Annotated in this window: 16 protein-coding genes and 1 pseudogene; 6 read left to right on the forward strand and 11 right to left on the reverse strand. The window is 37.0% G+C overall.

Going from position 1 to position 24,472, the window contains the following annotated elements; all coding sequences use genetic code 11:
- Positions 1 to 31: 31 nt before the first annotated feature.
- Positions 32 to 2,953 carry a reprolysin-like metallopeptidase gene (locus tag IW15_RS18330; protein WP_034714343.1) on the forward strand — a complete coding sequence of 974 codons (2,922 nt, stop codon included), beginning with the start codon at positions 32 to 34 and terminating at the stop codon, positions 2,951 to 2,953.
- 167 nt (positions 2,954 to 3,120) lie between these two features.
- Positions 3,121 to 7,554, forward strand: coding sequence for a GEVED domain-containing protein (locus IW15_RS18335; RefSeq protein WP_034714345.1), 4,434 nt, complete (start codon positions 3,121 to 3,123; stop codon positions 7,552 to 7,554).
- Between the two features lie 332 nt (positions 7,555 to 7,886).
- Here IW15_RS18335 and coaE read toward each other — a convergent pair whose 3' ends face one another.
- The 4 genes from coaE to ruvB are packed head-to-tail and all read right to left on the reverse strand — an operon-like array spanning position 7,887 to position 11,051.
- Entirely contained in the window at positions 7,887 to 8,516 is a 630-nt protein-coding gene (coaE, locus tag IW15_RS18340; RefSeq protein ID WP_034714346.1) for a dephospho-CoA kinase, read from the reverse strand.
- A gap of 9 nt (positions 8,517 to 8,525) precedes the next feature.
- A complete protein-coding gene (locus IW15_RS18345) occupies positions 8,526 to 9,392 on the reverse strand; it encodes an MBL fold metallo-hydrolase (RefSeq protein WP_034714347.1) in 867 nt (288 codons plus the stop codon).
- 18 nt (positions 9,393 to 9,410) lie between these two features.
- Positions 9,411 to 10,022: an FMN-binding negative transcriptional regulator gene (locus IW15_RS18350; RefSeq protein WP_034714348.1), complete on the reverse strand. Its 612-nt coding sequence runs from the start codon at positions 10,020 to 10,022 to the stop codon at positions 9,411 to 9,413.
- Positions 10,023 to 10,028: 6 nt separating this feature from the next.
- A complete protein-coding gene (ruvB, locus tag IW15_RS18355; RefSeq protein WP_034714350.1) occupies positions 10,029 to 11,051 on the reverse strand; it encodes a Holliday junction branch migration DNA helicase RuvB in 1,023 nt (340 codons plus the stop codon).
- A gap of 181 nt (positions 11,052 to 11,232) precedes the next feature.
- Here ruvB and hutI point away from each other — a divergent pair, with 181 nt between their 5' ends.
- Positions 11,233 to 12,456, forward strand: a complete 1,224-nt coding sequence (gene hutI, locus IW15_RS18360) for an imidazolonepropionase (protein WP_034714352.1) — start codon at positions 11,233 to 11,235, stop codon at positions 12,454 to 12,456.
- Positions 12,457 to 12,574: 118 nt separating this feature from the next.
- Here the strand turns inward: hutI and IW15_RS22395 are convergent.
- Positions 12,575 to 12,928, reverse strand: a pseudogene (locus IW15_RS22395) (GLPGLI family protein); the annotation flags it as partial.
- A gap of 12 nt (positions 12,929 to 12,940) precedes the next feature.
- Positions 12,941 to 13,372, reverse strand: a complete 432-nt coding sequence (locus tag IW15_RS18370; RefSeq protein WP_034714357.1) for a hypothetical protein — start codon at positions 13,370 to 13,372, stop codon at positions 12,941 to 12,943.
- 400 nt (positions 13,373 to 13,772) lie between these two features.
- Between IW15_RS18370 and hutG the strand changes: the two genes are divergently transcribed.
- Both hutG and IW15_RS18380 read left to right on the forward strand, forming a co-directional pair.
- Positions 13,773 to 14,699 carry a formimidoylglutamase gene (gene hutG / locus IW15_RS18375; protein ID WP_034714359.1) on the forward strand — a complete coding sequence of 309 codons (927 nt, stop codon included), beginning with the start codon at positions 13,773 to 13,775 and terminating at the stop codon, positions 14,697 to 14,699.
- A 137-nt stretch (positions 14,700 to 14,836) separates the two neighbouring features.
- Positions 14,837 to 16,129 carry an aldehyde dehydrogenase family protein gene (locus IW15_RS18380; RefSeq protein ID WP_034714361.1) on the forward strand — a complete coding sequence of 431 codons (1,293 nt, stop codon included), beginning with the start codon at positions 14,837 to 14,839 and terminating at the stop codon, positions 16,127 to 16,129.
- Between the two features lie 198 nt (positions 16,130 to 16,327).
- On the opposite strand, the gene pyk is transcribed toward IW15_RS18380, so the two are convergent.
- From pyk to IW15_RS18405, 5 genes are read right to left on the reverse strand one after another with little or no spacing between them, the layout of a single operon-like run.
- Positions 16,328 to 17,773: a pyruvate kinase gene (gene pyk / locus IW15_RS18385; protein ID WP_034714394.1), complete on the reverse strand. Its 1,446-nt coding sequence runs from the start codon at positions 17,771 to 17,773 to the stop codon at positions 16,328 to 16,330.
- Positions 17,766 to 18,239, reverse strand: coding sequence for an IPExxxVDY family protein (locus IW15_RS18390; RefSeq protein ID WP_034714363.1), 474 nt, complete (start codon positions 18,237 to 18,239; stop codon positions 17,766 to 17,768). The genes pyk and IW15_RS18390 overlap by 8 nt, the downstream gene beginning before the upstream one ends.
- On the reverse strand, positions 18,217 to 18,978 hold the full coding sequence (rnc, locus tag IW15_RS18395) for a ribonuclease III (protein WP_034714365.1): 762 nt from the start codon (positions 18,976 to 18,978) through the stop codon (positions 18,217 to 18,219). The genes IW15_RS18390 and rnc overlap by 23 nt, the downstream gene beginning before the upstream one ends.
- A gap of 9 nt (positions 18,979 to 18,987) precedes the next feature.
- Positions 18,988 to 20,232 carry a beta-ketoacyl-ACP synthase II gene (gene fabF / locus IW15_RS18400; RefSeq protein ID WP_034714367.1) on the reverse strand — a complete coding sequence of 415 codons (1,245 nt, stop codon included), beginning with the start codon at positions 20,230 to 20,232 and terminating at the stop codon, positions 18,988 to 18,990.
- 34 nt (positions 20,233 to 20,266) lie between these two features.
- The gene (locus IW15_RS18405) at positions 20,267 to 20,506 is read right to left on the reverse strand and encodes an acyl carrier protein (RefSeq protein WP_002976354.1); all 240 of its coding nucleotides are present in this window, start codon (positions 20,504 to 20,506) and stop codon (positions 20,267 to 20,269) included.
- Between the two features lie 949 nt (positions 20,507 to 21,455).
- On the opposite strand from IW15_RS18405, the gene IW15_RS18410 reads away from it, so the two are divergent.
- Positions 21,456 to 23,822 (forward strand): outer membrane beta-barrel family protein, encoded by a 2,367-nt coding sequence (locus IW15_RS18410; protein WP_084681490.1) that lies wholly within the window; start codon positions 21,456 to 21,458, stop codon positions 23,820 to 23,822.
- Positions 23,823 to 24,472: the final 650 nt, after the last annotated feature.

The following is a 24,472-nucleotide window of genomic DNA, read 5'->3' on the forward strand; positions in this document are numbered from 1 at the left end:
TGTGAAATAATCTAATATTATTGATAAATTTATGAAAAAACTTATTACTACTTTAATTTGTAGTTTAATAGGTGGTACTGCTCTGGCACAGTGGACGCCTACTACATTCAGGAATGGTTCGGAAATGAAACTTTCTTTAGTGCGTAATTATTATAAGTTAGATCTTGTTAAAATAAGAGAACAACTTAAAAATGCGCAGGAGACAGGACCTAATGCAAAATCTGTTGAGATTTCTTTGCCAACCTTAAGTGGAAAAATTGAAAGATTTGCAGTATATAGCTTTCCGGTTGTTGTAAAGGAACTGGCAGACCAATATCAACTTGGTTCTTATGTTGGAGTGGGGATTGATGATCCTTCTAAATATTTAAGATTTTCTCTAGCTCCTAATGATTTTCAATCAATGGTGATCAAGGATGGTAATTATGAATTTATTGAGCCTCAAAATGCTGATAAAACAGTTTACGGAATTCATCCTAAATCCGTCCCAACAGGAACTAAGAGTTTTGCATGTAGTACCTCTGAAAATTCTAAAGAAGTAACCGAGCTGGATGCATTAATTAAATCTGGAAAGTCTTTTAAAAACCAACCTACAGATTTTTCTAAAAGTTCTGATAAAAAATTCAGAACAATGCGTTTAGCAATTTCAACGACTGGAGAATATACAGCTTTTCATGGTGGAACAGTACCATTGGCTCTTGCGGCAATTAATGCCACAATGACAAGGGTAAATGGAGTGTTTGAAAAAGATCTTGCACTACACTTAAATGTTCAAAACTATCCGAATATAATCTATACTAATGCCGCAACAGACCCATATACTGGAAACTTGAATCTGCAGTTACAGCAGACTCTTACCACGGCTGTAGGAAATGAAAATTATGATATCGGACATATCTTCAATGCAGCAGGAAATAATGGAAATGCAGGCTGTATAGGGTGTGTGTGTATTGATCCTGCTACTACTACTTCACTGGCTAAAGGTTCAGGTTTTACACAGAGTACAAGCCCTGTCGGAGATAATTTTGATATCGATTTTGTTGCCCATGAAATGGGACATCAGATAGGTGCAAATCATACCTTTGCCCATGCTTTAGAGAATGCTGGAGTAAACGTTGAGCCGGGTTCTGGATCTACCATTATGGGATATGCTGGTATCACCGGAGCTACGACAGATGTTCAGGCACATTCTGATCCATTCTTTCATAAAGTAAGTATTGTTCAGATTCAAAATAACCTGACTAATAAAACTTGTGATGTAGAAACAGCTGTAGTAAATAATCCTCCAGTAATTTCGGCTTTACCTACTTACAATATTCCTAAAGGAACAGCATTCGTATTAACAGCTTCTGCAACAGATCCTGAAAATGATCCTTTGACCTATATTTGGGAGGAAGTTGACAATGCAAGTATTGTGATTGATAAAAATAATCTGGGAACTACAACTACGGGTGCTTCATTTAGATCTGTTGCAGCAACAACAAGTCCTACAAGATATTTCCCTAAGTTATCTTCAGTATTATCCGGAGTTCTGGATAACTCAAATAGTGGTTGGGAATCAGTATCTATGGTACCTAGAACTACTAATTTCGCGGTAACAGTAAGAGATAATAATGTGGATGTTACACAGCAGCAGACTCAATCTGCACAACAGACAATTGTTGTTGGAGGTGATGGGCCATTTAAGATTACTTCACAATATGCTGCTTCTAACGTTCCGTCTGCTATTACATGGGATGTAGCTAACACAAATGCCTCACCTTATAATGTTGCCAATGTGAAAATTGACTACACCACTGATAATGGAACGACATGGGTAACCCTTGCAGCTTCTACCGTAAATGACGGAAGTGAGGCATTTACTTTCCCTGTTGCTTTAAACGGCCAGACAATTAAAGTTAGAATATCTTCTATAGGAAATGTATTCTATGCTGTAAAATCAGTAATTGTCACCAATTTCTCTTCTTGTGACGGGACCGCGCCTACAGGTATTGTAACAAGTAACATTACAACAAACTCTGTTGATGTAAACTGGGCTCCCATTACATTAGCTACATATGTTGTTCGTTATAAAAAAGTATCTGATACTTCTTGGCAGCAGATTACAACTTCATCCTCTAGTATTACCTTAACAAACCTTGTTGATGGAACTGCTTATGAAGTTCAGGTTGCGGCAGTGTGTTCAGGAACGCAGGGTACTTATTCTGCGTCTGTAAACTTTAGTACAGCAGGTATTACTTATTGTACAGCAGCTTCAGCTAATGCAACAGATGATCATATTGCGGGTGTTTCTTTAGCAAACATCACCAATCCATCAGGACCTAGCGTATATACAAACTATACAGCAAATGCTGCTCTTCAGATTAATTTGATGCAGAATAATCCTTATACATTATCTGTTACAAAAGGATGGGCTTCTACTGCTTACCCGGAAATGGTTTCAGCTTGGATAGATTTCAATAGAAATGGAGTTTTTGAAGATTCTGAAAGAATAATGACTGTTTCAAATGCAGCTACAAATGTCCAAAACCCAGTTACAGCAACATTTACACCTCCTTCTACTGCCGTTACAGGTCAGCCTTTGAGAATGAGAGTGGGGGTATTATATTACAGTTCTCCGGGTTATATTTTCACAAACGCTTGTGGAGTGTTTAATACTTACGGTGAAATAGAAGATTATAATGTGGTTATTACAGGTTCTTTAGGAACAAGCGATGTAGCTAATCCTAATAACGGTATCCAGTTATATCCAAACCCTACAGCTGATGTCTTGAATGTAACTAAAGTTTCTGATAAGGCTACTTATAAAATTTATAGTGTTGCCGGTCAGTTATTGGATAGTGGAAATATCAACGGTGGAAAAATCAATGTTTCAGCTTTAATTAAAGGCGGATACATGATTACGATTGATGAAAAAGGAAGAGATCAGTTCAAATCTAAATTCATTAAGAAATAACCTTATTTCTTTAATAATATTAAATCCCCAGGTTTTCCTGGGGATTTTTTTATTCTGAATCATAAAAAGGTTTTTTATGAAATTTTTATAAAAAAAATACTTGTACCTATAATATTAGTAATGAAAAATGATTAGATTTGTATGATTAATATAATAATGAGAACATTATGAAGAAACTCTTTACTTCTTTAATACTCTTTCTGTGTTTAGTTCATATAGGCTTTGTTTCCAAAGTTTATGGTCAAGCAGGGCAGATTGGGACGGGAACTACCTCCATGGTTGAGCTTCCTATATATTCATATTATGGATATAATTATTCTCAGCAGATCTATACTGCTGCTGAAGTTTCGGCTGCGGTCGGAACGGCAACTTATATTACAGCGATAAAATTTTACGTTGATTCAGCTGTATTGCCACAAACCAATTATAGTGATTGGGTAGTATATATGGGAAATACGACCCAGGCCAATTTTGCCACTACAACGAGTTGGGTGCCTTCAACTTCAATGACCCAAGTTTTTGCAGGAACATTACCGGCTATAACAAGTGGAAACTGGGTGACCCTGCAATTATCAACTCCATTCCTGTGGAACGGAACTGATAATATTGTTGTTGGCGTTGACGAAAACACACCGAGTTATTCAGGGTATCCTGGAACAGGTTGGGGGAATTATAATGCAGGTACCAACAGAGGTATTCTTTATTATAATGACAGTACGGATCCTAGCCCTGCAGCTCCGCCTACTGCATCATCAAGATTCGATAATATTCCAAGATTACAGTTGGTAAGTGTAAGTTTACAACCTTGTACAACTGCGCCACCTGCCGGTATTGCAGTAGGGAGTATAACACCAACTTCAGCTAACGTTTCATGGACTCCATCTACCGGAGCAACCTATGTAGTGAGATACAGACCTGTATCTGGAGGTGCGTGGACCAATATTTCTGTCAATACTCCATTAACGGGAAGCCAGCTAATTTCAGGCTTGACAGAACAAACTCAATATGAAGTTCAGGTAGCTACCATTTGTGGTGGTACTCAGGGCGCATTTTCAGCAAGTTCAACTTTTACAACTCCAGCGATCAGCTATTGTTCAGCTGGTTCTACAAGTACAACAATAGATGGCTATATCGGTCAGGTTGCAGTTAATTCAACAGGAGCTCCTTCTATGGTAAGCAACTCTGGATTTAGTAATTACACTGATTATAGTACAGATGCAACGAGACAAGTTACTTTAGTAAGAGGAAGTGCAAATAATACAGTTACGGTTACGAAAAACTGGCCGGGCACACAATACAGTTTCACAACAGGAGTTTGGATCGATTTTAACAGAAATGGTATTTTCGAAGCAACTGAGCGTGTGTTAACTTCTCCAAGTAATACAACATCTCCAGTTTCTGTTACCTTTGCGGTACCTTCTGGTGCAGCTGTTTACGGAGGAAACCTTACGACTCGTATGAGAGTAGGTTTAGCAGAAAGCAGCTCAGTATCGGCCTGTGGAACATTTACATGGGGTGAGGTAGAAGATTATGCAGTAAAACTTATTGATCTGCAAGCTTGTAGCGCTACTCCTCCTACTAATATTGGAGTAAATAACTTAACGCCTACTTCGGCTAATGTTACATGGACAGCCGCTACAGGAGCAAGCTATGTAGTAAGATATAGACAAGCGCCTGCAGGTGCATGGACCACTCTTCCTGCTACCGCTGTATTAGCAAGTAACCAGCTTATTTCAGGTTTATCAGAGCAAACTCAATATGAAGTTCAGGTAGCTACCATTTGTGGTGGAACACAAGGAGCATTCTCAACAGGAGTACTCTTTACAACACCGGCAATTAGCTACTGTACATCAGCATCAACCAGCAGTACTATTGATGGGTTTATCAGCAATGTAACGGTGACGCCTACCAACTCTACCGTAATGATTAGTAATTCAGCATTTAGCAACTATACAGATTACAGTACGGATGCTACCAGATTAATTACTTTAGTGAGAGGATCTGCGAGCAATTCAATTTCTATTGCTAAAAGCTGGCCTGGTACTCAGTATTCTTTTGGAACCGGTGTCTGGATAGATTTTAACAGAAATGGTGTATTTGAAGCCAGTGAACAGGTTTTAAATTCAGCAAGTAATACAACAAGTCCTGTAACGGCTACATTTGCTGTACCTTCCGGAGCTGCTGTTTACGGAGGTATACTTAATACACGTATGCGTGTAGCATTAAGAGAATCTGCTACTGCTGCTGCATGTGGAACTTTCACATGGGGTGAAGTAGAAGATTATGCTGTAAAATTAATAGATCAGCCGGCATGTACTACGGCACCGCCTGCGAGTCTTACCCTTACGAATCTTACCTCTACAACTGTAAATGTATCTTGGATTGGTGCAACGAATGCTACCTATACCATAAGATGGAGAGTTTCTCCTGCAGGAGCTTGGCAGACGCAAACTTTAGCTGCCGGTGTAAGTACCTATACAATTACAGGTCTTACAGAGCAGACCACCTATGATGTACAGGTTGCTACAAAATGTGGAACCAGCGCATTAGGAGCATATTCTCCTTCATCAACATTTACGACACCACCGTTATCATACTGTCCAATGACAGGAACAGGAACTAACGACTTCATTTCTAATGTAACTGTTACTTCTTCTAACCTTGGTGTTCCGCCAATGAGTAACACTTCTGTACAAACTAACTATATCAGTTATGTAACGCCAGCGACTCTTATTACTTTGGATATTGGTTCTCAAAATAATAAAATCTCTGTAGCAAAAGGATGGACAGGAGCAACAAGTAATGATGCTGTTACAGCATGGATTGATTTCAACAGAAACGGAGTGTTTGAAACAACAGAACAAATTCTTGTTTCACCAGCAAACACAACTACTCCGGTTAACGCTACATTTGCCGTACCGGCAGGTGCTTATTCAGGAGCATTAACGACTACAATGAGAGTTGTACTTAAGCGTACAAGTGCTCCGGTTATTTGCCAGAATGCAATCAATGGAGAAGTAGAAGATTATGCTGTAAGATTAAGACCATGTAGCAATATTACGCCTAACCAGCCTACGATTGTGCCGACACATAACTCTGCTACGATCAGCTGGACAGGAGTAACGAATAACGTAAGTTATATTGTAAGATATAGAGTTCAGGGACCTCCTGCAGGAGCATGGACACAGGTATATGCTTCAACGCTTTTAGGAAATATTCCTCTTAACGTAACAGGTTTAACTCCTGCCACTATTTATGACGTTCAGATTGCAGCTATCTGTGGTGATGTTATAGGTACATTTACTCCTATCAAGTCATTTACAACACGATGCGATCCAACGCCTCCAAACGTAACAATAAGTAATATTACAACAAACTCTGCATTGATTACGTGGGCACCGCTTGCAGCAAGTTCAACATATATTATGAGATGGAGAAAAGTAGGAGATACAGGATGGCCTAATCCTTTAATCAATTTACCTGCAGCTCCGGCAAATACTTATACATTGGGAGGTTTAGACCCATACACTAAATATGAAGTTCAGATCGCTAACCAATGTGTTGGAGAAACGACTCCGAACCCATATTCAAACCCTAAAGTATTTACGACTGAAAGAACATGTCAGCTTCCTCCTCCAGGATTGACTATCACTAATATTTCACCTACAACTGCTGAAATTGTTTGGGATCCTTTCCCAGGTGCAACGTATATGTTAAGATATAGAAAAGTTGGAATTCCTAGCTGGACAAACATATCAACAGTAACTAATACGTATACGCTGACAGGACTTACTGAACTTACGAAATATGAAATGCAGGTGGTAAATATCTGTAACGGTACTCCTGGTACATATACCCCTCCTTACTTCTTTACTACACCTACAGTAATTTACTGTCAGATGTCTTCAGGAAGTTCTGCAGCAGAGTATATTTCTAAAGTAACAGTGAAGCCAAATGGTAAGCCTGTTATGGAAAATGTTTCAGGAGCTTCAAACTATACCAATTATACTGCAACTCCTGCCGCATTCATTGAATTGATTCAAGGATCTACCGGGAATGAAATTACTATCGAGAAAAAATGGGTAGGAAATAGCCAGGATGAAGGTATTGCGGTATGGATTGACTTCAACAGAAACGGATATTTCGATATCAATGAAAGAGTATTCACTTCACCTCCAAATACTACAAGCCCTGTAACAGGAACATTCAGTGTGCCGGCAGATGCATTTGTAAGCATGACTGATTACAAATATGTAGTAATGAGAGTAGCAATGCAGAAAGGAAGTATTCCTGTAAACTGTACAAGCTTTGATAATGGAGAAGTTGAAGATTATACCGTAAGAATTTCTAAACAAGCGGTTCCTAATGCAACGAATCAAACTGATATCCTAATCTATCCTAATCCTGTAAGTACAGTATTATATGTGAAGAATATCAGCAAGAGAGCGAATTACAAAATATACAATTCAGCTGGACAGATTATTGCAAGCGGTATTCTATTGAATAACCAGATCAACGTAAGTAAACTGATCAACGGAATTTATGTAATAGATATCGACGACAGCGGGAAAACCGTTCAGAAGAAATTTATCAAAGAATAATATTTAAATTTCCAATAGAATAAGCCCTCAGTAATGAGGGCTTATTTTTTACAATAAAGGTCCCTTACAGCAAGTTAAGGTCCCTTTTTAATTTGGGAACACTTGCATTTGTTCATAAGATATTTGACGTTCTAATGAAGCTCTATTCAACTTAATATTAATGAAAGGAGCCCTTAATAAAAAGACTTTGCGAATCACGGTTAATACCAATGAAAAACAGGTTAGAATCATCTTAGAACAGAAGATTCTTTTCAAAAAAATAAGCTCTCAGAAATGAGAGCTTATTTTTATTAGTAGTAAAACAATTAGAAAAAGATTCTAATGATTTTTATTTATTCAATACTGAAAATCATCAGTTCAGTTTGTTCCTTTAAATCCTCCAGATTGGTGTTGTTATAGATTACACAGTCTGCCATTTTTAATTTATCTTTTTCAGGCATTTGTTTTTCCATAACAGCTTCCACTTCCCGATAGGTTTTGTGGTCTCTGTCCATCACCCTTTTTATTCTGATATTGTCTTCTGCTGTTACCAGAAGAGACTTATAGCATTGGCGGTTCAGTTTTAGTTCAAATAATAAAGCAGTCTCTTTAAAAACCAAATATTTAGTTTGTTTCTGTACCCATTCTTCAAAATCTATTCTTACAGCCGGATGAATGATTTCATTCAGTTGATGAAGCATATCTTTGTCATTGAAGACTTTTTCTGCTACCCATTTCCGGTTATAAATTCCATTTTCATCATAGGACTCTTCTCCTAAAAGTTCTTTTATTTTAGCCTTTAGATCTTCATTGTCATTCACAATGGTTTTCGCCCGGTCATCCGAATAATAAACCGGAAATCCGAATTCTTCAATATAGTGGGCAACGGTTGTCTTTCCTGAACCAATTCCACCGGTTAATCCAATAATCTTGGATGCTGGTTCCGGTTCAGCTTTCTTTGTTTCTGAGTGTAATTCTTCCATACCTAAAAATTAATATCCAAAAACATCATTAAAGCTATAGGTTTCATTCAGTCTTACTCCCTTTTCAGTCATTTTAAGACTGGCCAGTTCGTTGTGTGCATCATGCTCAAAAAATAAGAGATATTCATTGTCAACACATTGTTTCAGAAATTTCCCTTTCTCTTCCATAGTCAAAAGAGGACGAGTATCATATCCCATAACATATACCTGATTGATATGTCCTGCAGTAGGAATAAGATCTGCGGCAAAAACAATTGTTTTTTCCTGGTATTGAATCACCGGAAGCATTTGTTTTTCCGTGTGCCCGTCAACGAAAATAACGTCCATTTTCAGGTCTGGAGCGAAACCGTAATTTCCTGTCGCAGGAAGCGGTAAAAATTGTAGCTGCCCACTTTCCTGTATCGGAATAATATTTTCTTTCAGAAAGCTTGCTTTTTCTCTGGGATTAGGCTCTGTAGCCCATTGCCAGTGATTTTCATTAGTCCAGAAATGAGCATTTTTAAATGCAGGTCTGTAGCCTGTTTTATCATCATTCCATTCAATAGCTCCACCACAGTGGTCAAAATGAAGATGCGTTAAAAATACATCGGTAATATCTTCTTTTACAAAACCATATTTTTTTAAATTCTTGTCCAGATTATCATCTCCCCAAAGAGAGTAGTGGCCAAAGAATTTTTCATCCTGTTTGTTTCCAAGACCGCAATCTACAAGGATTAGCTTCTTGCCGTCCTCAATAAGCAGGGAACGGGTTCCAAGGTCAATTAGATTTTTTTCGTCTGCTGGGTTAGTTTTCTCCCACAGACTCTTCGGGACGACTCCGAACATTGCGCCGCCGTCCAGCTTAAATTTTCCACATTGTATTGGATATAGTTTCATAGGTATATTTTGTTGAATTTATTTCTTAATTAATTTCATTTTTTCTGCAATCTTTCTCGCATCATCATCCGCATTTTCAAGATGGGAAATAATGTTTTGAAAGTCATTCTCTTTTCTGTTCTGAGAAAGTTTTTGCTTGATAAATATTTCAGTTGGTATTATTTTTAACCCGAAAGAGCCCTTCATCTCCTTTTCTACAAATTCCTTTCCCATGTCTTTCACCATCATTGGACACTGCTGAAAATTTTCATACTTTGATGTTAACTTTTCAAGATGGCTGTAAAGCTCGTCATGATTCATCAGTTCCACTGTTCCGTAGATTTGTACAGCTTCATAGTTCCAGGTGGAAACATTGATATGATCATACCAGCTGCTTGAAATATAAGTATGGGCTCCTAGGAAGTCACAAAGAACTTCATCTCCGTTCTGTAAAGCTTTCGCTTGCGGATTTGCCCGGGAAATATGACTTTCCAGGTGAATTTTTTCAGGATTATCTTCATTGAGCATCATCATTGCATGGGTAGCTCTGATTTTCCCCAGTGAAGAGATGAGTAGTGCAAATGAATTTTCACTGATGATTTCTTTCATCAGTTGATAATCATCGCTTCTGTATATTTTAGGGACGAACATATAATTTTAAAATAATTCTCCTGGGGTTTTGGGTCTTGTAATATTCAAATGCTGATAGGCTTTATCTGTTACTTCCCTTCCTCTGGGAGTACGAATGATAAATCCTTCCTGAATAAGAAAAGGTTCGTAGACTTCTTCCAGTGTTTCAGGATTTTCAGCGATAGAAGTTGCCAAAGCAGAAATTCCTACCGGTTTTCCTTTAAAGTTTTCAATCATGACACGCATGATTTTATTATCCATTTCATCCAGACCGAATTCATCCACATTCAGAGAATCCAGTGCATATTTGGTGATGTTGATTTCAATTTCTCCATTTCCTTTGATCTCTGCAAAATCACGTACCCTTCTTAAAAGAGCATTGGCAATTCTGGGAGTTCCACGGCTTCTTCTTGCAATTTCAATAGCAGCATCCTCATAGATCTTTACTCCTAATACTCTTGAACTTCTTTGGATAATAGTGGAGATAAGCTCTACAGAATAATATTCAAGTCTGCTCTGAATACCAAATCTGGCGAGCATAGGCTTGGTAAGCATACCACTTCGCGTAGTTGCTCCCACTAAAGTAAAAGGATTCAGTCCGATTTGAACACTTCTTGCATTGGGACCGCTTTCCAGCATGATATCAATCTTATAATCTTCCATCGCAGAATATAAATATTCTTCTACAACAGGAGAAAGACGATGGATCTCATCAATAAAGAGAACATCGTTTTCTTCAAGATTCGTTAAAAGACCGGCTAAGCTGCCGGGTTTATCTAAAACAGGTCCGGAAGTGATCTTGCAGCCTACACCAAGCTCATTAGCGATGATATTGGCCAAAGTTGTCTTACCTAGCCCTGGCGGGCCGTGCAGCAGCACATGATCCAGAGCTCCGCCACGTCTTTTCGCAGCCGTAACGAATACTTCAAGATTTTCTAAGGTTTTTCTTTGTCCAGCAAAATCTTTAAAGCTCTGCGGGCGAATTTGTTCCTCCTGCATGAGCTCCTCGTGCGAGTAGTTTTCCCTATCTGGATGTAAAAAATCAGGCATTAATTCATTTCATTTACCTCAAAGATAGGAAATTTAGACTTAGGTTGAGGTAGAGGCGGAAAAAAGGTGAAGACCGGATCTTAACCTAAGGAAAAGCTTGAGATAAAAGATATTTTTGAGTATTTTTGACAGAGAAAATCTAAGCTGAATACGCTTTAGGCATAAATCTTACGACTACCACATGAAATTAATAGGACCATTTAAGCAAATTGTAACCCTTGCGAACCTTCCGTTAAGAGGAAAATTATCAGATGAACAACTTGAAATCATCATTGATGGTGGAATTTTAATTGAAAATAATACCATCCAAAAAGTAGGTAATTTTATTGCATTACAATCTGAAAATCCAGGCCTGGAAATTGAAACCATAGAAGGAGAGCAGATTGTTCTTCCGGCCTTTGTAGACTCTCATACCCATATTTGTTTTGGAGGAAACCGTGCCAATGATTTTGCCATGAGAAATGCAGGGAAAACGTATCTGGAAATTGCTGAGAGCGGCGGTGGGATATGGAGTTCTGTACAGCATACGAGAAATGCTTCTGAAGAAGAATTATTATCAACACTTTTACAAAGGATAGATTTCCTGATTTCCCTGGGAATTACCACCATTGAAGTAAAAAGTGGCTACGGACTGGACGTGGAAAATGAGCTTAAAATGCTCAGAATAATAAAAAAAGCACAGGAAAAAACGAAAGCGACTTTAGTTCCTACCTGTCTTTCTGCCCATTTGAAGCCCAGAGATTTTGAAGGAAGCAATCAGGAATATTTAGAGTATATCATCACAGAAATTTTACCCAAAGTAAAAGAAGAAAAACTTGCAGGACGTGTAGATATTTTTATTGAAAAATCTGCATTTCAGCCTGAAGAAAGTAAAGCTTTTCTTCTTAAAACTAAAGACTTAGGTTTTGAAATTACGGTTCATGCAGATCAGTTTACCCCGGGAAGTTCAAGGATTGCCGTTGAGGTTGGTGCTCAATCTGCAGATCATTTAGAAGCAACGATTGATGAGGATATAGAATTTCTTGCCCAATCAAACACTGTAGCAACAGCATTGCCGGGAGCAAGTTTGGGATTAGGTGAAAAATTTACACCGGCCCGAAAATTACTGGACGCAGGAGCAATTCTTGCCATAGCCAGTGACTGGAACCCAGGTTCCGCACCGATGGGTAATTTGATAACCCAGGCTTCTATTTTAGCGACCTTTCAAAAATTATCCACTGCAGAAGTTATTGCAGGAATCACTTTCCGTTCGGCATATGCGCTGGGATTAACAGACAGAGGAAGGTTAGAAAACGGATTAAAAGCAGATTTTGTAACGTTCAAAACAGATAATTTTCAGAATGTACTCTACAACCAGGGAAGTTTGACTGCTGAAAATATTTATATTGATGGAAATAAAGTGTAAACTCAATTTGAATAACAGGAATTCAATAGAAAGAGATCCTCTTTCGTTGGAATGACCATACAATAGGCTTTATTAAAAATCCCCCATTTCTTATTTTGAGAAATGAGGGATTTAAAAGTTAGTCTAAAAAATTATTAATACTTCTTATATTTTTTATGATCCTTTCTTCGCTGTCTTTTGGAGCAGGTCTGCCAAATGCAGTAAAGAAAGAACCTAAAGGATCATCCATTTTTTCCTTTCTTTTCTTATAAAATTTTTCATACGTGGTATCAATACCAAATGGAAGCTTTCCAATAGGTTTTTTAATTTTTTTTAAACCCATTAATGTAAAATGAAAGTAATCTTTGGAATCATATGCTTCTAAAACCAGACCTGGTAGTCCTTTAAAAGTATATGGACCATCCTGAATGGGAATTTGCTCAGTATACCAAACTGTAATAAGCTTATTACCATATCTACTTGTCGCCTTCCTACAATGATATCCCTATATAATTTTTGTGTCATTTTCAATTTTCCATGCAATTTTATCAGGAGCTGGAAAATTATAATGTTCTTTAGAAATTTCATCATAGATTGTTACTTTCCCCCCAGAATAGAGTACTTCCGGTTTAAATTTTGCAGTCGGAACTGATGAAGTATTAATTTCAATTCGCCCGTTAACTGGATTTGACGCGCTTTTTTCAACTGAAATCAAAGTCAAAGAATCTGCAATCTGCTTTTGATCACTTTTAAAAAGTGATATATGAGTGCCAATTAGAAGGGAAGCATTTTCTTTTTTCTGGGTATTTATATTTGCTGTATCTATCAAAAAAGTGATCAAGTATTTGCATTCAATCTTAGAACTATCTATTTCTTGGGAAAAAAATTGAAGGGGTAAAAAAAATATTAGTAAGAAATACTTATAGAATAATTTCATTGTTTAAAAAATTAATATGAACAGCTTGCCTTACCAGATTTATATTTAAAGTTCAAATATAAAAAATTTCAGCACTATGAAATTATTTTAAACTCATTATCTTTACCATTAGAAAATGGATAATTTTACCACCATGAAGCTGGAGAAAAAGTATATAACCTAAAGGAAGAAATCACGTTATACAAAATAGAAAGTGAGAATTCTGAAAAATAGATTTACACTCATTTTTAATAAAGGTTTTGAGTATTCTTGTACCAACCTATATTTTCCCTCTTTTATATCAAGCATGATAAAAAAATCTTATTATGTTAACTGCTTTTCCAGTCGATGAAATGTCATTTTATTATCCAAACAATATTAATTAGCTTTACTGGACATAACCCCAATTGAATTATAAAGAATGATTTCACAAAATATTTGGCAAGGCAGACTGGATGGAGAGGAACTTCTTTTCCACAGAATATTTCAACGAGTAAAAGAAGAAACCCATTACGATACTATTTCAACGAATGATTACGTTTTACACGGTTTTGCCGTTGATGAGGGCGTGAGAAGGAATAAAGGAAGGTTAGGAGCCAAAGATGCACCGGATGTGATCAGAAAAAATATGTCTAATTTCCCGGTGATCCTTCCTGATTTTTCATTACTGGATTTTGGAAATTTGACGTGTGAAGATGGCGATTTGGAAACTACACAGAACAACCTCGCAAAGAACGTGTCAAAAGTTCTTTTAAAAGGCGGAAAATCAATTGTGCTGGGTGGCGGACATGAAGTGACGTATGCCCATTATCTGGGAATCAGAACGGCATTTCCTGAACAAAAAATAGGGATTATTAATATTGATGCCCATTTTGATAACAGACAGCCCGAGAATGGAGTAGGAGCCAGCTCCGGAACGGGATTCTGGCAGATTGCACAGGAAGGAGAGATCAATTCCCTGCATATAGGAATCCAGAGAAACTCCAATACACTGAAATTATTTGATACGGCCCATCAGCTTGGGATGAAGTACATTTTGGCCGACGAGTTATTTTTTGAAAATCTTCCATCCATTTATCAGCGTATCAATGATCTTTTGGAGACAGTAGATTTTGCCTATGTGACGGTTTGTATGGATGTGTTCAATGCGTCCATAGCCCCGGGAGTTTCGGCTTCGGCTTACAATGGGATTTTCGCAGATCCTACTTTCATGCATTTTTACAGACATATTTTGAAAAGTGAAAAGATTGTCGCATTGGATGTGGCAGAAGTAAATCCTTCACTGGATATTCAGGAGAGAACAGCCAGACTAGCCGCATGTCTTGTGAATGAATGGTTTATGGTATGATCATAAAAAGTGGATCCTTTCGATAGAGAAAATCATTATTTTATATAGCAGTAAGGAACAAAATTTGTTGCCTTCAAGATGCTTTGTGAAAAGCATTCATAAATTCATTATTTTGAATTTAAAACAGAAATTATATTATGGAACAATTAATTGAAGATAAACTTATTAAAGCAGATAAGGCTTTTTCAGTTTGGAAGAAAGTACCGTTTGAGGAGAGACAAAAACTGATTGCCAAGGCAGCGGAGATTTTCAAAACTCATTCTGAAAAGTTTGGTAAGATTATTACAACAGAGATGAATAAGCCGGTCTCCCAGTCTATTGCTGAGGTAGAAAAGAGTGCTTTAATGATGAATTATTATGCAGATGCTGAAAATGTCCTGAAACCTGAAAAGGTGGATTCCGAATATCGTTACTCTGAAATACATTATGAGCCGAAAGGAGTTATTTTGGGAGTTATGCCATGGAATTTTCCTTTCTGGCAGGTATTAAGATTTGCCACACCCGCCATTTTATCTGGAAATACAGTTGTTCTGAAACATGCTTCCATTTGTTTTGGAAGTGGAAATGTAATTGAACAGGTTTTTCTGGAAGCCGGTTTTCCGGAAGGGGTCTTCCAGAATCTTGAAGTAGGCCATAAAGAAGTAAAAGAAATTCTTGAACATAAAACGATTAAAGGAGTAAGCCTTACGGGAAGTGAAAAAGCCGGTGCAGAGGTAGCTTCTATTGCCGGACAGAATATTAAAAAATCTCTTCTTGAATTAGGAGGAAGTGATGCTTTCATAGTTCTGGATGATGCAGATCTTGATAAGGCTGCAAAAGAAGGGGCAAAAGCAAGGCTTCAAAACTGTGGACAGACTTGTGTTGCGGCAAAAAGATTTATTGTTGATGAAAAAGTAGAAGATGAGTTTCTTCCGAAATTCATTGAAGAATATAAAAAATACATTCCTGCAGATCCGATGGATAAAGAAACTCTGATCGGAGGAATGGCAAGACCGGATCTGGCCGATGATCTGGAAAATCAATTTAAAAAAGCATTAGAAAACGGAGCGGAAATTATTATTCCGCTGGAAAGGATTTCTGATATTGAATTTAATCCAGGATTGATCAGAGTACAGGAAGGGAATCCTATTCTTCAGGAAGAACTGTTTGGACCTCTTGGAATGGTAATGATTGCTAAAAATGATGAGGAAGCATTGCAAATGGCGAATGATATTCCTTTTGGACTGTCTAATTCTGTTTGGACAGCAACTAAAGAACGTCAATTATTTTTTATAGAAAACCTGGAATCCGGAACGGTGAATATCAACAGAATGACCAGTTCTGACCCACGTTTTCCTTTTGGGGGTACTAAGTCTTCGGGGTATGGAACCGAGCTTTCTCTGCATGCTTTAAAAGAGTTTGTGATTACGAAGACGATTGTGGGAAATTAATCTGCTTTGTACAATGTATTATGTACAATGTAAAAAGTAGAATGTATTAATGATTTTCAATCTTATATAATAAAAAAACTCCCGAAAACAGATGTTTCCGGGAGTTTTTGTATGATTGCAAAAAGTAATTTTGCTTATTGCTTATTGCTTATTGCTTATTGCTTATTGCTTATTGCTTATTGCTTATTGCTTATTGCTTTAAACTGTCGTTAATCTTAATGTATTTGTTTTTCCTCCTTCATACGATGGAGTAGCATTGATGTTGATTACAAAATCTCCGCTTTCAATATACCCATGATTGTGTGTCAGCATGTTTACCTGGATGATAGTTTCATCCGTAGGTTTTTTCATGTCGTAGTAATATGCGCGAACTCCCCAAAGAAGGTTCAGCATCGTAATTACTCTTTTATTACCACTATACACAATGATATGAGAATTTGGTCTGTGTGCAGAGAGCTGGAACGCTGTATATCCGGAATGTGTTAAAGTAACGATTGCCGAAACATTGGTTGTTTTTGCAATTCTTACCGCTGCAAGACATACTCTGTTTGTGATGAATCTCTCATCGATACAGTTGTAGTCTTTTTCCATTGGCTCGTTCTTATGTTGATAAAAACTGGTTTTTTCAATATTCTGAACGATTTTAGCCATGTTTTCAACCACCTGAACCGGATATCTTCCTACAGAAGTTTCTCCTGAAAGCATTACGGCGTCAGCTCCGTCCAATACAGAGTTGGCAACGTCATTTACTTCCGCTCTTGTTGGTGTTAAGCTATTGATCATCGTTTCCATCATTTGAGTAGCGATAATCACCGGCTTGGAATAGAACCTTGCTTTTTCAACCAGATTTTTCTGAATAGCAGGAACTTCTTCCATTGGAACTTCTACTCCTAAATCTCCACGGGCAACCATTAAACCGTCACATTCCAATAGAATTTCGTCGATGTTTTTAACCCCTTCAGGTTTTTCAATCTTAGCAATGATCGGCGTTTTGAATTTACCGTTTGGATGTTTTTTGATCAGTTCTTTCAGATCAATAATATCCTGAGCATGACGAACGAATGACAAAGCAATCCAGTCAACCTCCATGTCAAGCATGAAATTAGCATCCTGAATATCCTTTTCCGTTAATGCAGGAAGAGAAACGTTTGTATTAGGAAGGTTTACTCCTTTTTTAGAACTCAATGGTCCCCCCTGAATTGTTTTAGCTTTTACAGTATCTATTTTGTTGGTCTCAATAACCTCGAGCATTAGCTTTCCGTCATCAATAAGGATTTTTTCCCCAACGTTCACATCCTGTGGAAACTGTTGGTACGTCATGTATACTTTGGTAGAATCTCCTTCGATTTTTTCATTCGTAAAAGTAAGAATGTCGCCAGGATTCAGGTAAGAACCTTCCTTTACAACACCAACTCTTAATTTTGGACCCTGTAAATCTCCCAGAATGCTTACAGAATATCCGTGTTCCTTATTAAGGTCTCTGATGAGATCAATATTTGATCGAACTAAGTCGTAATCTGCATGTGAAAAATTTATTCTAAAAACGTCAACACCTGCTTTCATTAATCCTAACATTACTTCTCTTGATGATGAAGCCGGGCCTAGCGTTGCGATAATTTTTGTCTTCTTTAAATACTTATTCATAATACTGGATAATTTGATAAAGTTCCTCATCAGAACTTAGTGTATAATCTTGAATTGGAAAAACAAGATTTTCAGGGAGCAAAATTACGGAAAAATCAGGAAACTGTTCCGAACTATGCAGAATATATTCTACATCTACCTGATTATTTAATAAAAACTTAATATTTTCTTCTCCTGTGAAGAGTTCGGTTTGTAATTTTTTTTGATTACTTTCCGAGCATCTGTTTGAGATGAAAGTAAAACAAGTCTTTGTAGACTTGTGATACGCTTCGTATCTGGGAAAAGAATATTCAAAATAAGCCCCATGAAAGATCAGATCTTTCTTTCTTGAAAACTTAAGGTCATTATTTTGATTGATGGTATAAAAAAACTCATGAGCGGGTATATTTTTTGCTAATCTTACCAATCCTATGGCAATATCTTCAAATTCTATATCGTCTAAATCATAAAGCTTTTGAATTTCCAAGTATATTTTCTTTTTTGTTTAAAATATAAAATGCTCTTTGTGCAGCTTTTTCTTCTGCCTTTTTCTTGGATGTTTCTGTAGCATTGGCGATTTTTTCCTGTCCCAGCCAAACATGGCAACGGAATACGATCGCTTTATTTACCTGAATCTCCTCACAAGTCTCGTACTTGATATTTACTTTTTTCTTCTGGCTCCATTCGAGCAGAAGACCTTTGTAACTTACAATTTTGTTTTCAAGCTTGTTCATCTCGGTAGGCGTTAATAGTCTTTCCAAAATAAGTTTTTTACAAAATTCATAGTGGAAGTCCAAATAAATGGCACCAATTAAGGCCTCAAATAAATTACCGGAGATATTTTCCCCCAAGGCTACAGAACCCTGCTTCAGCAAAAGGTCGGTAAGCTTTAGGTCTTCTCCTAATTTATTAAGATTTTTCCTATTAACAATTTTAGATTTCATTTGTGTCAGATATCCTTCATTAGCCTTTGGATAGGCCTGGAATAAATGACAAGAAATAATTGTACCCAAAACAGAATCCCCTAAAAATTCAAGTCTTTCGTAATTACTGTCTTGATTTTTAGAAGAACTTTTCAAAGAAAAAGCTTCACGGTAAAGAGCAACATTTTGTACCTCGGTACCTAACATCTTGCTGAGTTGTGTACTAAGGAAATAGTCTCTTTCCGTTAATTTTCTTTTTCTTTTTTTGAGAAGGAATTTAGAAAAGTATTTCTGTAACTCCATTCAGTAAATTTAGATTTTCGTAAATAGAACGCAGGCATTGTGCCCACCGAATCCAAAAGTATTACTCATGGCTACTTTTACGTCTTTCTTTACAGCTTTATTGAATGTAAAATTCAGTCTGCTGTCAATGTTTTCATCATCAGTAAAATGGTTGATGGTAGGAGGAACAATACCATGAATAATCGTTCCTAATACAGCAATAGCTTCAATCACTCCTGCTGCACCCAAAAGGTGGCCTGTCATTGATTTTGTAGAATTGATCTGAATGTCGTAAGCATGCTCGCCCAGTAATTTCGAAATTGCGCTGGATTCTGCAACATCTCCTAATGGAGTAGAGGTACCATGCATATTGATATGGTCTACTTCATCAGCAGTTAAGCCGGCATCTTCCAAGCAGTTTTTCATTACCAGATAAGCTCCTAGTCCTTCCGGATGAGGTGCTGTCATATGATGTGCATCTGCACTCATACCACCGCCCGTTAATTCTGCATAAATTGTTGCACCACGTTTTACTGCGTGTTCATATTCTTCAAGAATAATGGATCCTGCACCTTCTCCCAATACAAATCCATCTCTGTCTTTGTCAAAAGGTCTTGAAGCTGTTGTAGGATCATCATTTCGTGTAGAAAGTGCCATCATCGCATTGAATCCACCGACACCACTTGCTGTAACGGCTGCTTCAGAGCCACCGCATACAATAACGTCTGCTTTTCCTAGCTGGATGAGCATTTTAGAGTCGATTAGAGCATTTGCAGAAGATGCACAAGCAGATACGGTTGTATAATTGGGTCCATGGAAGCCATACTCAATAGAGATGTGGCCTGGGGTAATGTCCGCAATCATTTTAGGAATAAAGAATGGATTAAACCTAGGTATATCTGTTTTTGCCCATCCCAGAACTTCTGTTTCAAAAGTCTCTAAGCCTCCGATTCCGGAACCCCAAATTACGCCGACTCTGTTTTTATCTACATTGTCTTCCATAATTCTGGAGTGTGCTACTGCTTCTCTAGCGGCAACAAGTCCCAACTGGGTATTTCGGTCCATTTTTTTAGCTTCTTTCTTATCGAAATGCTGCAATGGATCAAAATTTTTCACTTCGCAAGCGAACCTTGTTTTAAAGTTTGTGGCATCAAAAAGAGTAATCGGAGCTGCACCGCTCTCACCTTTAACAAGATTTTCCCAGTATTCTTTTGCATTATTTCCAATCGGTGTTATTGCTCCAAAACCGGTTACAACTACTCTTTTTAATTCCATAAACTTTTAAAATTTTCTTTTTTGTTGAAGAATATTATTTATTTACTACTTCTTCGATATAAGCAATAGCGTGCCCTACAGTAGTAATTTTTTCAGCTTGGTCATCAGGAATCTGAATGTTAAATTCTTTTTCGAATTCCATGATTAACTCAACTGTATCTAGTGAATCTGCTCCCAAATCGTTAGTGAAGCTAGCTTCAGGAGTTACTTCTGTTTCTTCAACGTCAAGCTTATCAGCGATGATAGCTTTTACTCTTGATGCAATGTCTGACATAGTAAATTATTTTTTTAATTGTTAGATGGTGCAAATATATAAAATTCTTTACGATAAAACATTTTTTTAGTCTTTTTTGTGGGTAGACTGTTCTTATTTTATAGTGGAAAGATTTAGTGTTTTAGTTTTCAGGTGTTTATATTGAAGACTAATTGTATGCTATGAATTGAATTATGGAATACAGGAGATCATTTTTATGGAAAGATGTTGGTCTTTGCAGAAGATTATCTCAGCATTGGCTTGAAAATGAAGATGTTTTTAGGTGAACAATGAGAATAAGGGGTCTTTTTTGTCATAGAAAAATAGAAATAGTGTACGGCTGGAAACTGGAAGCAAGAGGTTAGAAATTATTGGTTGCCAAATAGTAACAGGTATTGTAAAATTTAATGAAATCAATTGTTGTAAGAGATGAATAAAATTAGGCGACTCTATACAATTTTACACCATTGTCATTCTGACGAAGTAAGAATCCCATGATAGCTTAGATTCTTCATTTCACTACGTTACATTCAGAATGACAGAGTAATAATAAGAGAGCAGGGTTAATGTAAAATTGTATATAATTACATAAAATTATACTGAAGCTATGTTTTGGTTTCAATTACTTCTCTCTTCCAACTTTCTGATAATGTAAAAACAGAGTCTTATCCCTTATGCAAGCTTCTTATAATATGTTCAGGTTTGAAGTTCTTTGCTTTACTGAACTTTAAAGAATCGATAAAGCAGTAATTATATTATATACAATACTATTTCTATTATATAAGCCTTCCGTGATAGTCTGATTGCTGTTTATGTTTTTATTTGACACTGTTTTGCCGGATTCATTCCATTAAAAATATACTTTAACTGGAAATTTTGCATTTCCAACCGACAAAACGGGTACTTCATCGAAAAGAATTTAATTTCTCTTCCGGGCTGTCTACTTTTGACATATCAAATTTAAACAGACATGCAAAAGACGAGTATAATAGCAGCATCATTTTTCTTAGCCTTCACTACATTGAGCGCTCAGAATACGATCAATGGAAAGGTTACCGATGCTAAAGGTCAGTCTGTTCCTTTTGCTTTAGTTAAGATATATGCTGAGGAAAATAAGACAGCTGTTATTTCTGAAAAAGTGACTGACGAGAATGGAGCTTTTAATACTCAGGTTCCGGGGAATGGAAGTTATCATGTTTCCACCTCAGCTTCCGGATATTCTGATTCTTCCAAGAGTTTTGTTTTTAATACGGTTTCTACCAATATCGCCATCTCTATAGAAAGGGAAAAGGTTTCAGGAATTAAGGAAGTGGTTCTGGTAGCGAACAAAAAGAAGACTTTTGAAAGAAAAATAGACCGGTTTGTTTTTAATACTGAGAATTCTATTGCTTCGAAAGGGGTAGACGGGCTTGACGTTCTGGCAGCGACTCCTATGGTAAAGGCTGATGATGAAGGAAATATAGAAATAGTAGGGAAGAGTGCAGTATCTATTATGATCAATGACAGACCTGTGAATCTTTCAGGAAAGGACCTGGTATCTTACTTAAAAACGATTCGCTCAGAAAATATCGAACGGATTGAGGTGATTACTACACCGCCAGCTAAATATGAAGCACAGGGAAACAGCGGAATTATTAATATCGTGCTGAAACAGAATTCCAGTATGGGATTCAGCGGGAATATTTCGACAAGCTTCCAGAGAAAGTCCAGAAACGGATATTCTAACAATGGATCGCTTAATTATCAGTCTAAAAAGATCAACACTTCGTTGCGGGTTTCACAGTTTGACAATGAAAAGAAATCTGATGAGAATTTATCTATTTATTCAGGGAGTATCCTGAAGACTGAAAATACGAGATTAGACAAAAATAAAGGCTACAATATTAATTATAGTATTGATTATAAGATCAATGATAAAACATCGGTAGGTGCAATCTATAATTTTTCGGACACGAATGGGAATAATGATTCCAGGAACTTTTCGAGATATTATCAGGGAAATGTGCTTGATTCAACGGTGGTTTCCAATACCTATAATGCGAACAAGATAAAGAATAACCAGCTGAATGTATATTTTGAAAGAAAACTGGACAGTCTTGGAAAGAAATTATATGTCGGGGGAAATCTTTTTGACAGCAGAAATACAAATCCTTTTTCTCTGGCTTCCGAATCTGATGTGAACAGCATTAATTATCAGCTTAATTCAAAGTATAAGTATAAAATATATTCCGGCCAGGTTGATTTTTATCTTCCATTCAAATCATTTGTAGGGGAAGTGGGAGGAAAGTATACGCGTTTTAATACGGATACGGGACTGGATTTTTTTGTAACAAACACGGGTGTTCCGGTGTATGACAGCAACAGAAGTAATTCTTTTCTCTACCATGAAGATAACTGGGCTTCTTATGTAACGCTTTCTAAGGCTTTCAATGAAAAATGGGAAGGAAAAGCGGGCCTCAGATATGAATATACGATGATAAACGGAGTGGCAGGAAATGGAGCAGAGGTAGACAATAAGTATGGAAAATGGTTCCCGAGCCTGTATCTTACCTATAAGCCGAACAATAAAAATATTTTTACGGTAAGTTATTCTAAACGTATTACACGTCCTGATGCCAGGTCGCTGAATCCAACCACCATTTACCTGGATCCTTATGCCTATGCGACGGGGAATCCTTACCTGAAACCGTCTTTCAGTAATAATTTTGAGCTGGGATATGTCTTCAACAGTAAGTTATCTGTTACGGGATATTATCAGTTCAGTAAAGATAATTTTGGACAGATCGTAGAGCTGCAGGGCGCGAACAGAGCGATCAAATACCTGAATAACTATGACGAAAACAGCATAGGGATCAATGCGACCTATTCTAATACATTTCTTAAGAGATGGGATCTGTATGCATCGGTGAATTACGCTTATGTGGAGTCTAAAGGACTGATCAATCAGGTAGAAGGGCTGAGTTCCAACTCACTGTACTATTCGATCAACAATACGATTCACCTGAATTCTAATAAGACGTTTTCTTTCTTGTTGAACTTCTGGAATTTTCTGCCTCATACGAAAGGAAACTTCAAGTTTGAGAATGTATACAACCTGTCGTCAGGGCTGAGAATGTCGCTGTTTGAAAAGAAACTGCAGGTGAATATGACGATCCAGGATATCTTCAAAGGAATGAAGTTCAGAGGAAAAGCGTACTACACAGATTATTATACGTATTCCAACAATTATTATGATGCGAGAACTTTCAACCTTAGTGTGACTTACCAGTTTGGAAACAGCAAAGTGAAGGGAAATAACAAGCAGATTAAACTGGAAGAGGCTGACAGAGCCAATTAAAAGATTCTAAAAACCCAACTCAACTGAAAATTTATTTATCATGAACCCCATTTTAAAAGGAGCACACAACCAGTTTTTTAACGTGAATACCGTTAGCTGGACTCCAACAAAACCAGAATTACCAGAACAAAACATTGAATATTAACCATAAATAAAAACAACATGACTCAAATCGAAAAACCAAAAGACCAGGACTTCTTCGACATCAACATCTATTGTCCTCAAAGTCCAAGTACATCAACTTCCGCTTTATAATTAACCTTAAAAATTTAACAACATGACTCAAATCGAAAAACCAAGAGACAACGACTTCTTCGACATTAACATCTATTGTCCTCAAAGTCCATCTACATCAACCTCAGCTTTATAATTAATAACCTTTAAAATTAAATTATCATGACTCAAATCGAAAAACCAAGAGACAACGACTTCTTCGACATTAACATCTATTGTCCTCAAAGTCCATCTACATCAACCTCTGCTTTATAATTAATAACCTTTAAAATTAAATTATCATGACTCAAATCGAAAAACCAAGAGACAACGACTTCTTCGACATTAATATCTACTGTCCACAGCAGCCAAGTACGTCAACTTCCGCTTTATAATTAATAACCTTTAAAATCAAATTATCATGACTCAAATCGAAA

It is taken from the genome of Chryseobacterium soli (assembly GCF_000737705.1).
Lineage (GTDB): Bacteria > Bacteroidota > Bacteroidia > Flavobacteriales > Weeksellaceae > Chryseobacterium > Chryseobacterium soli.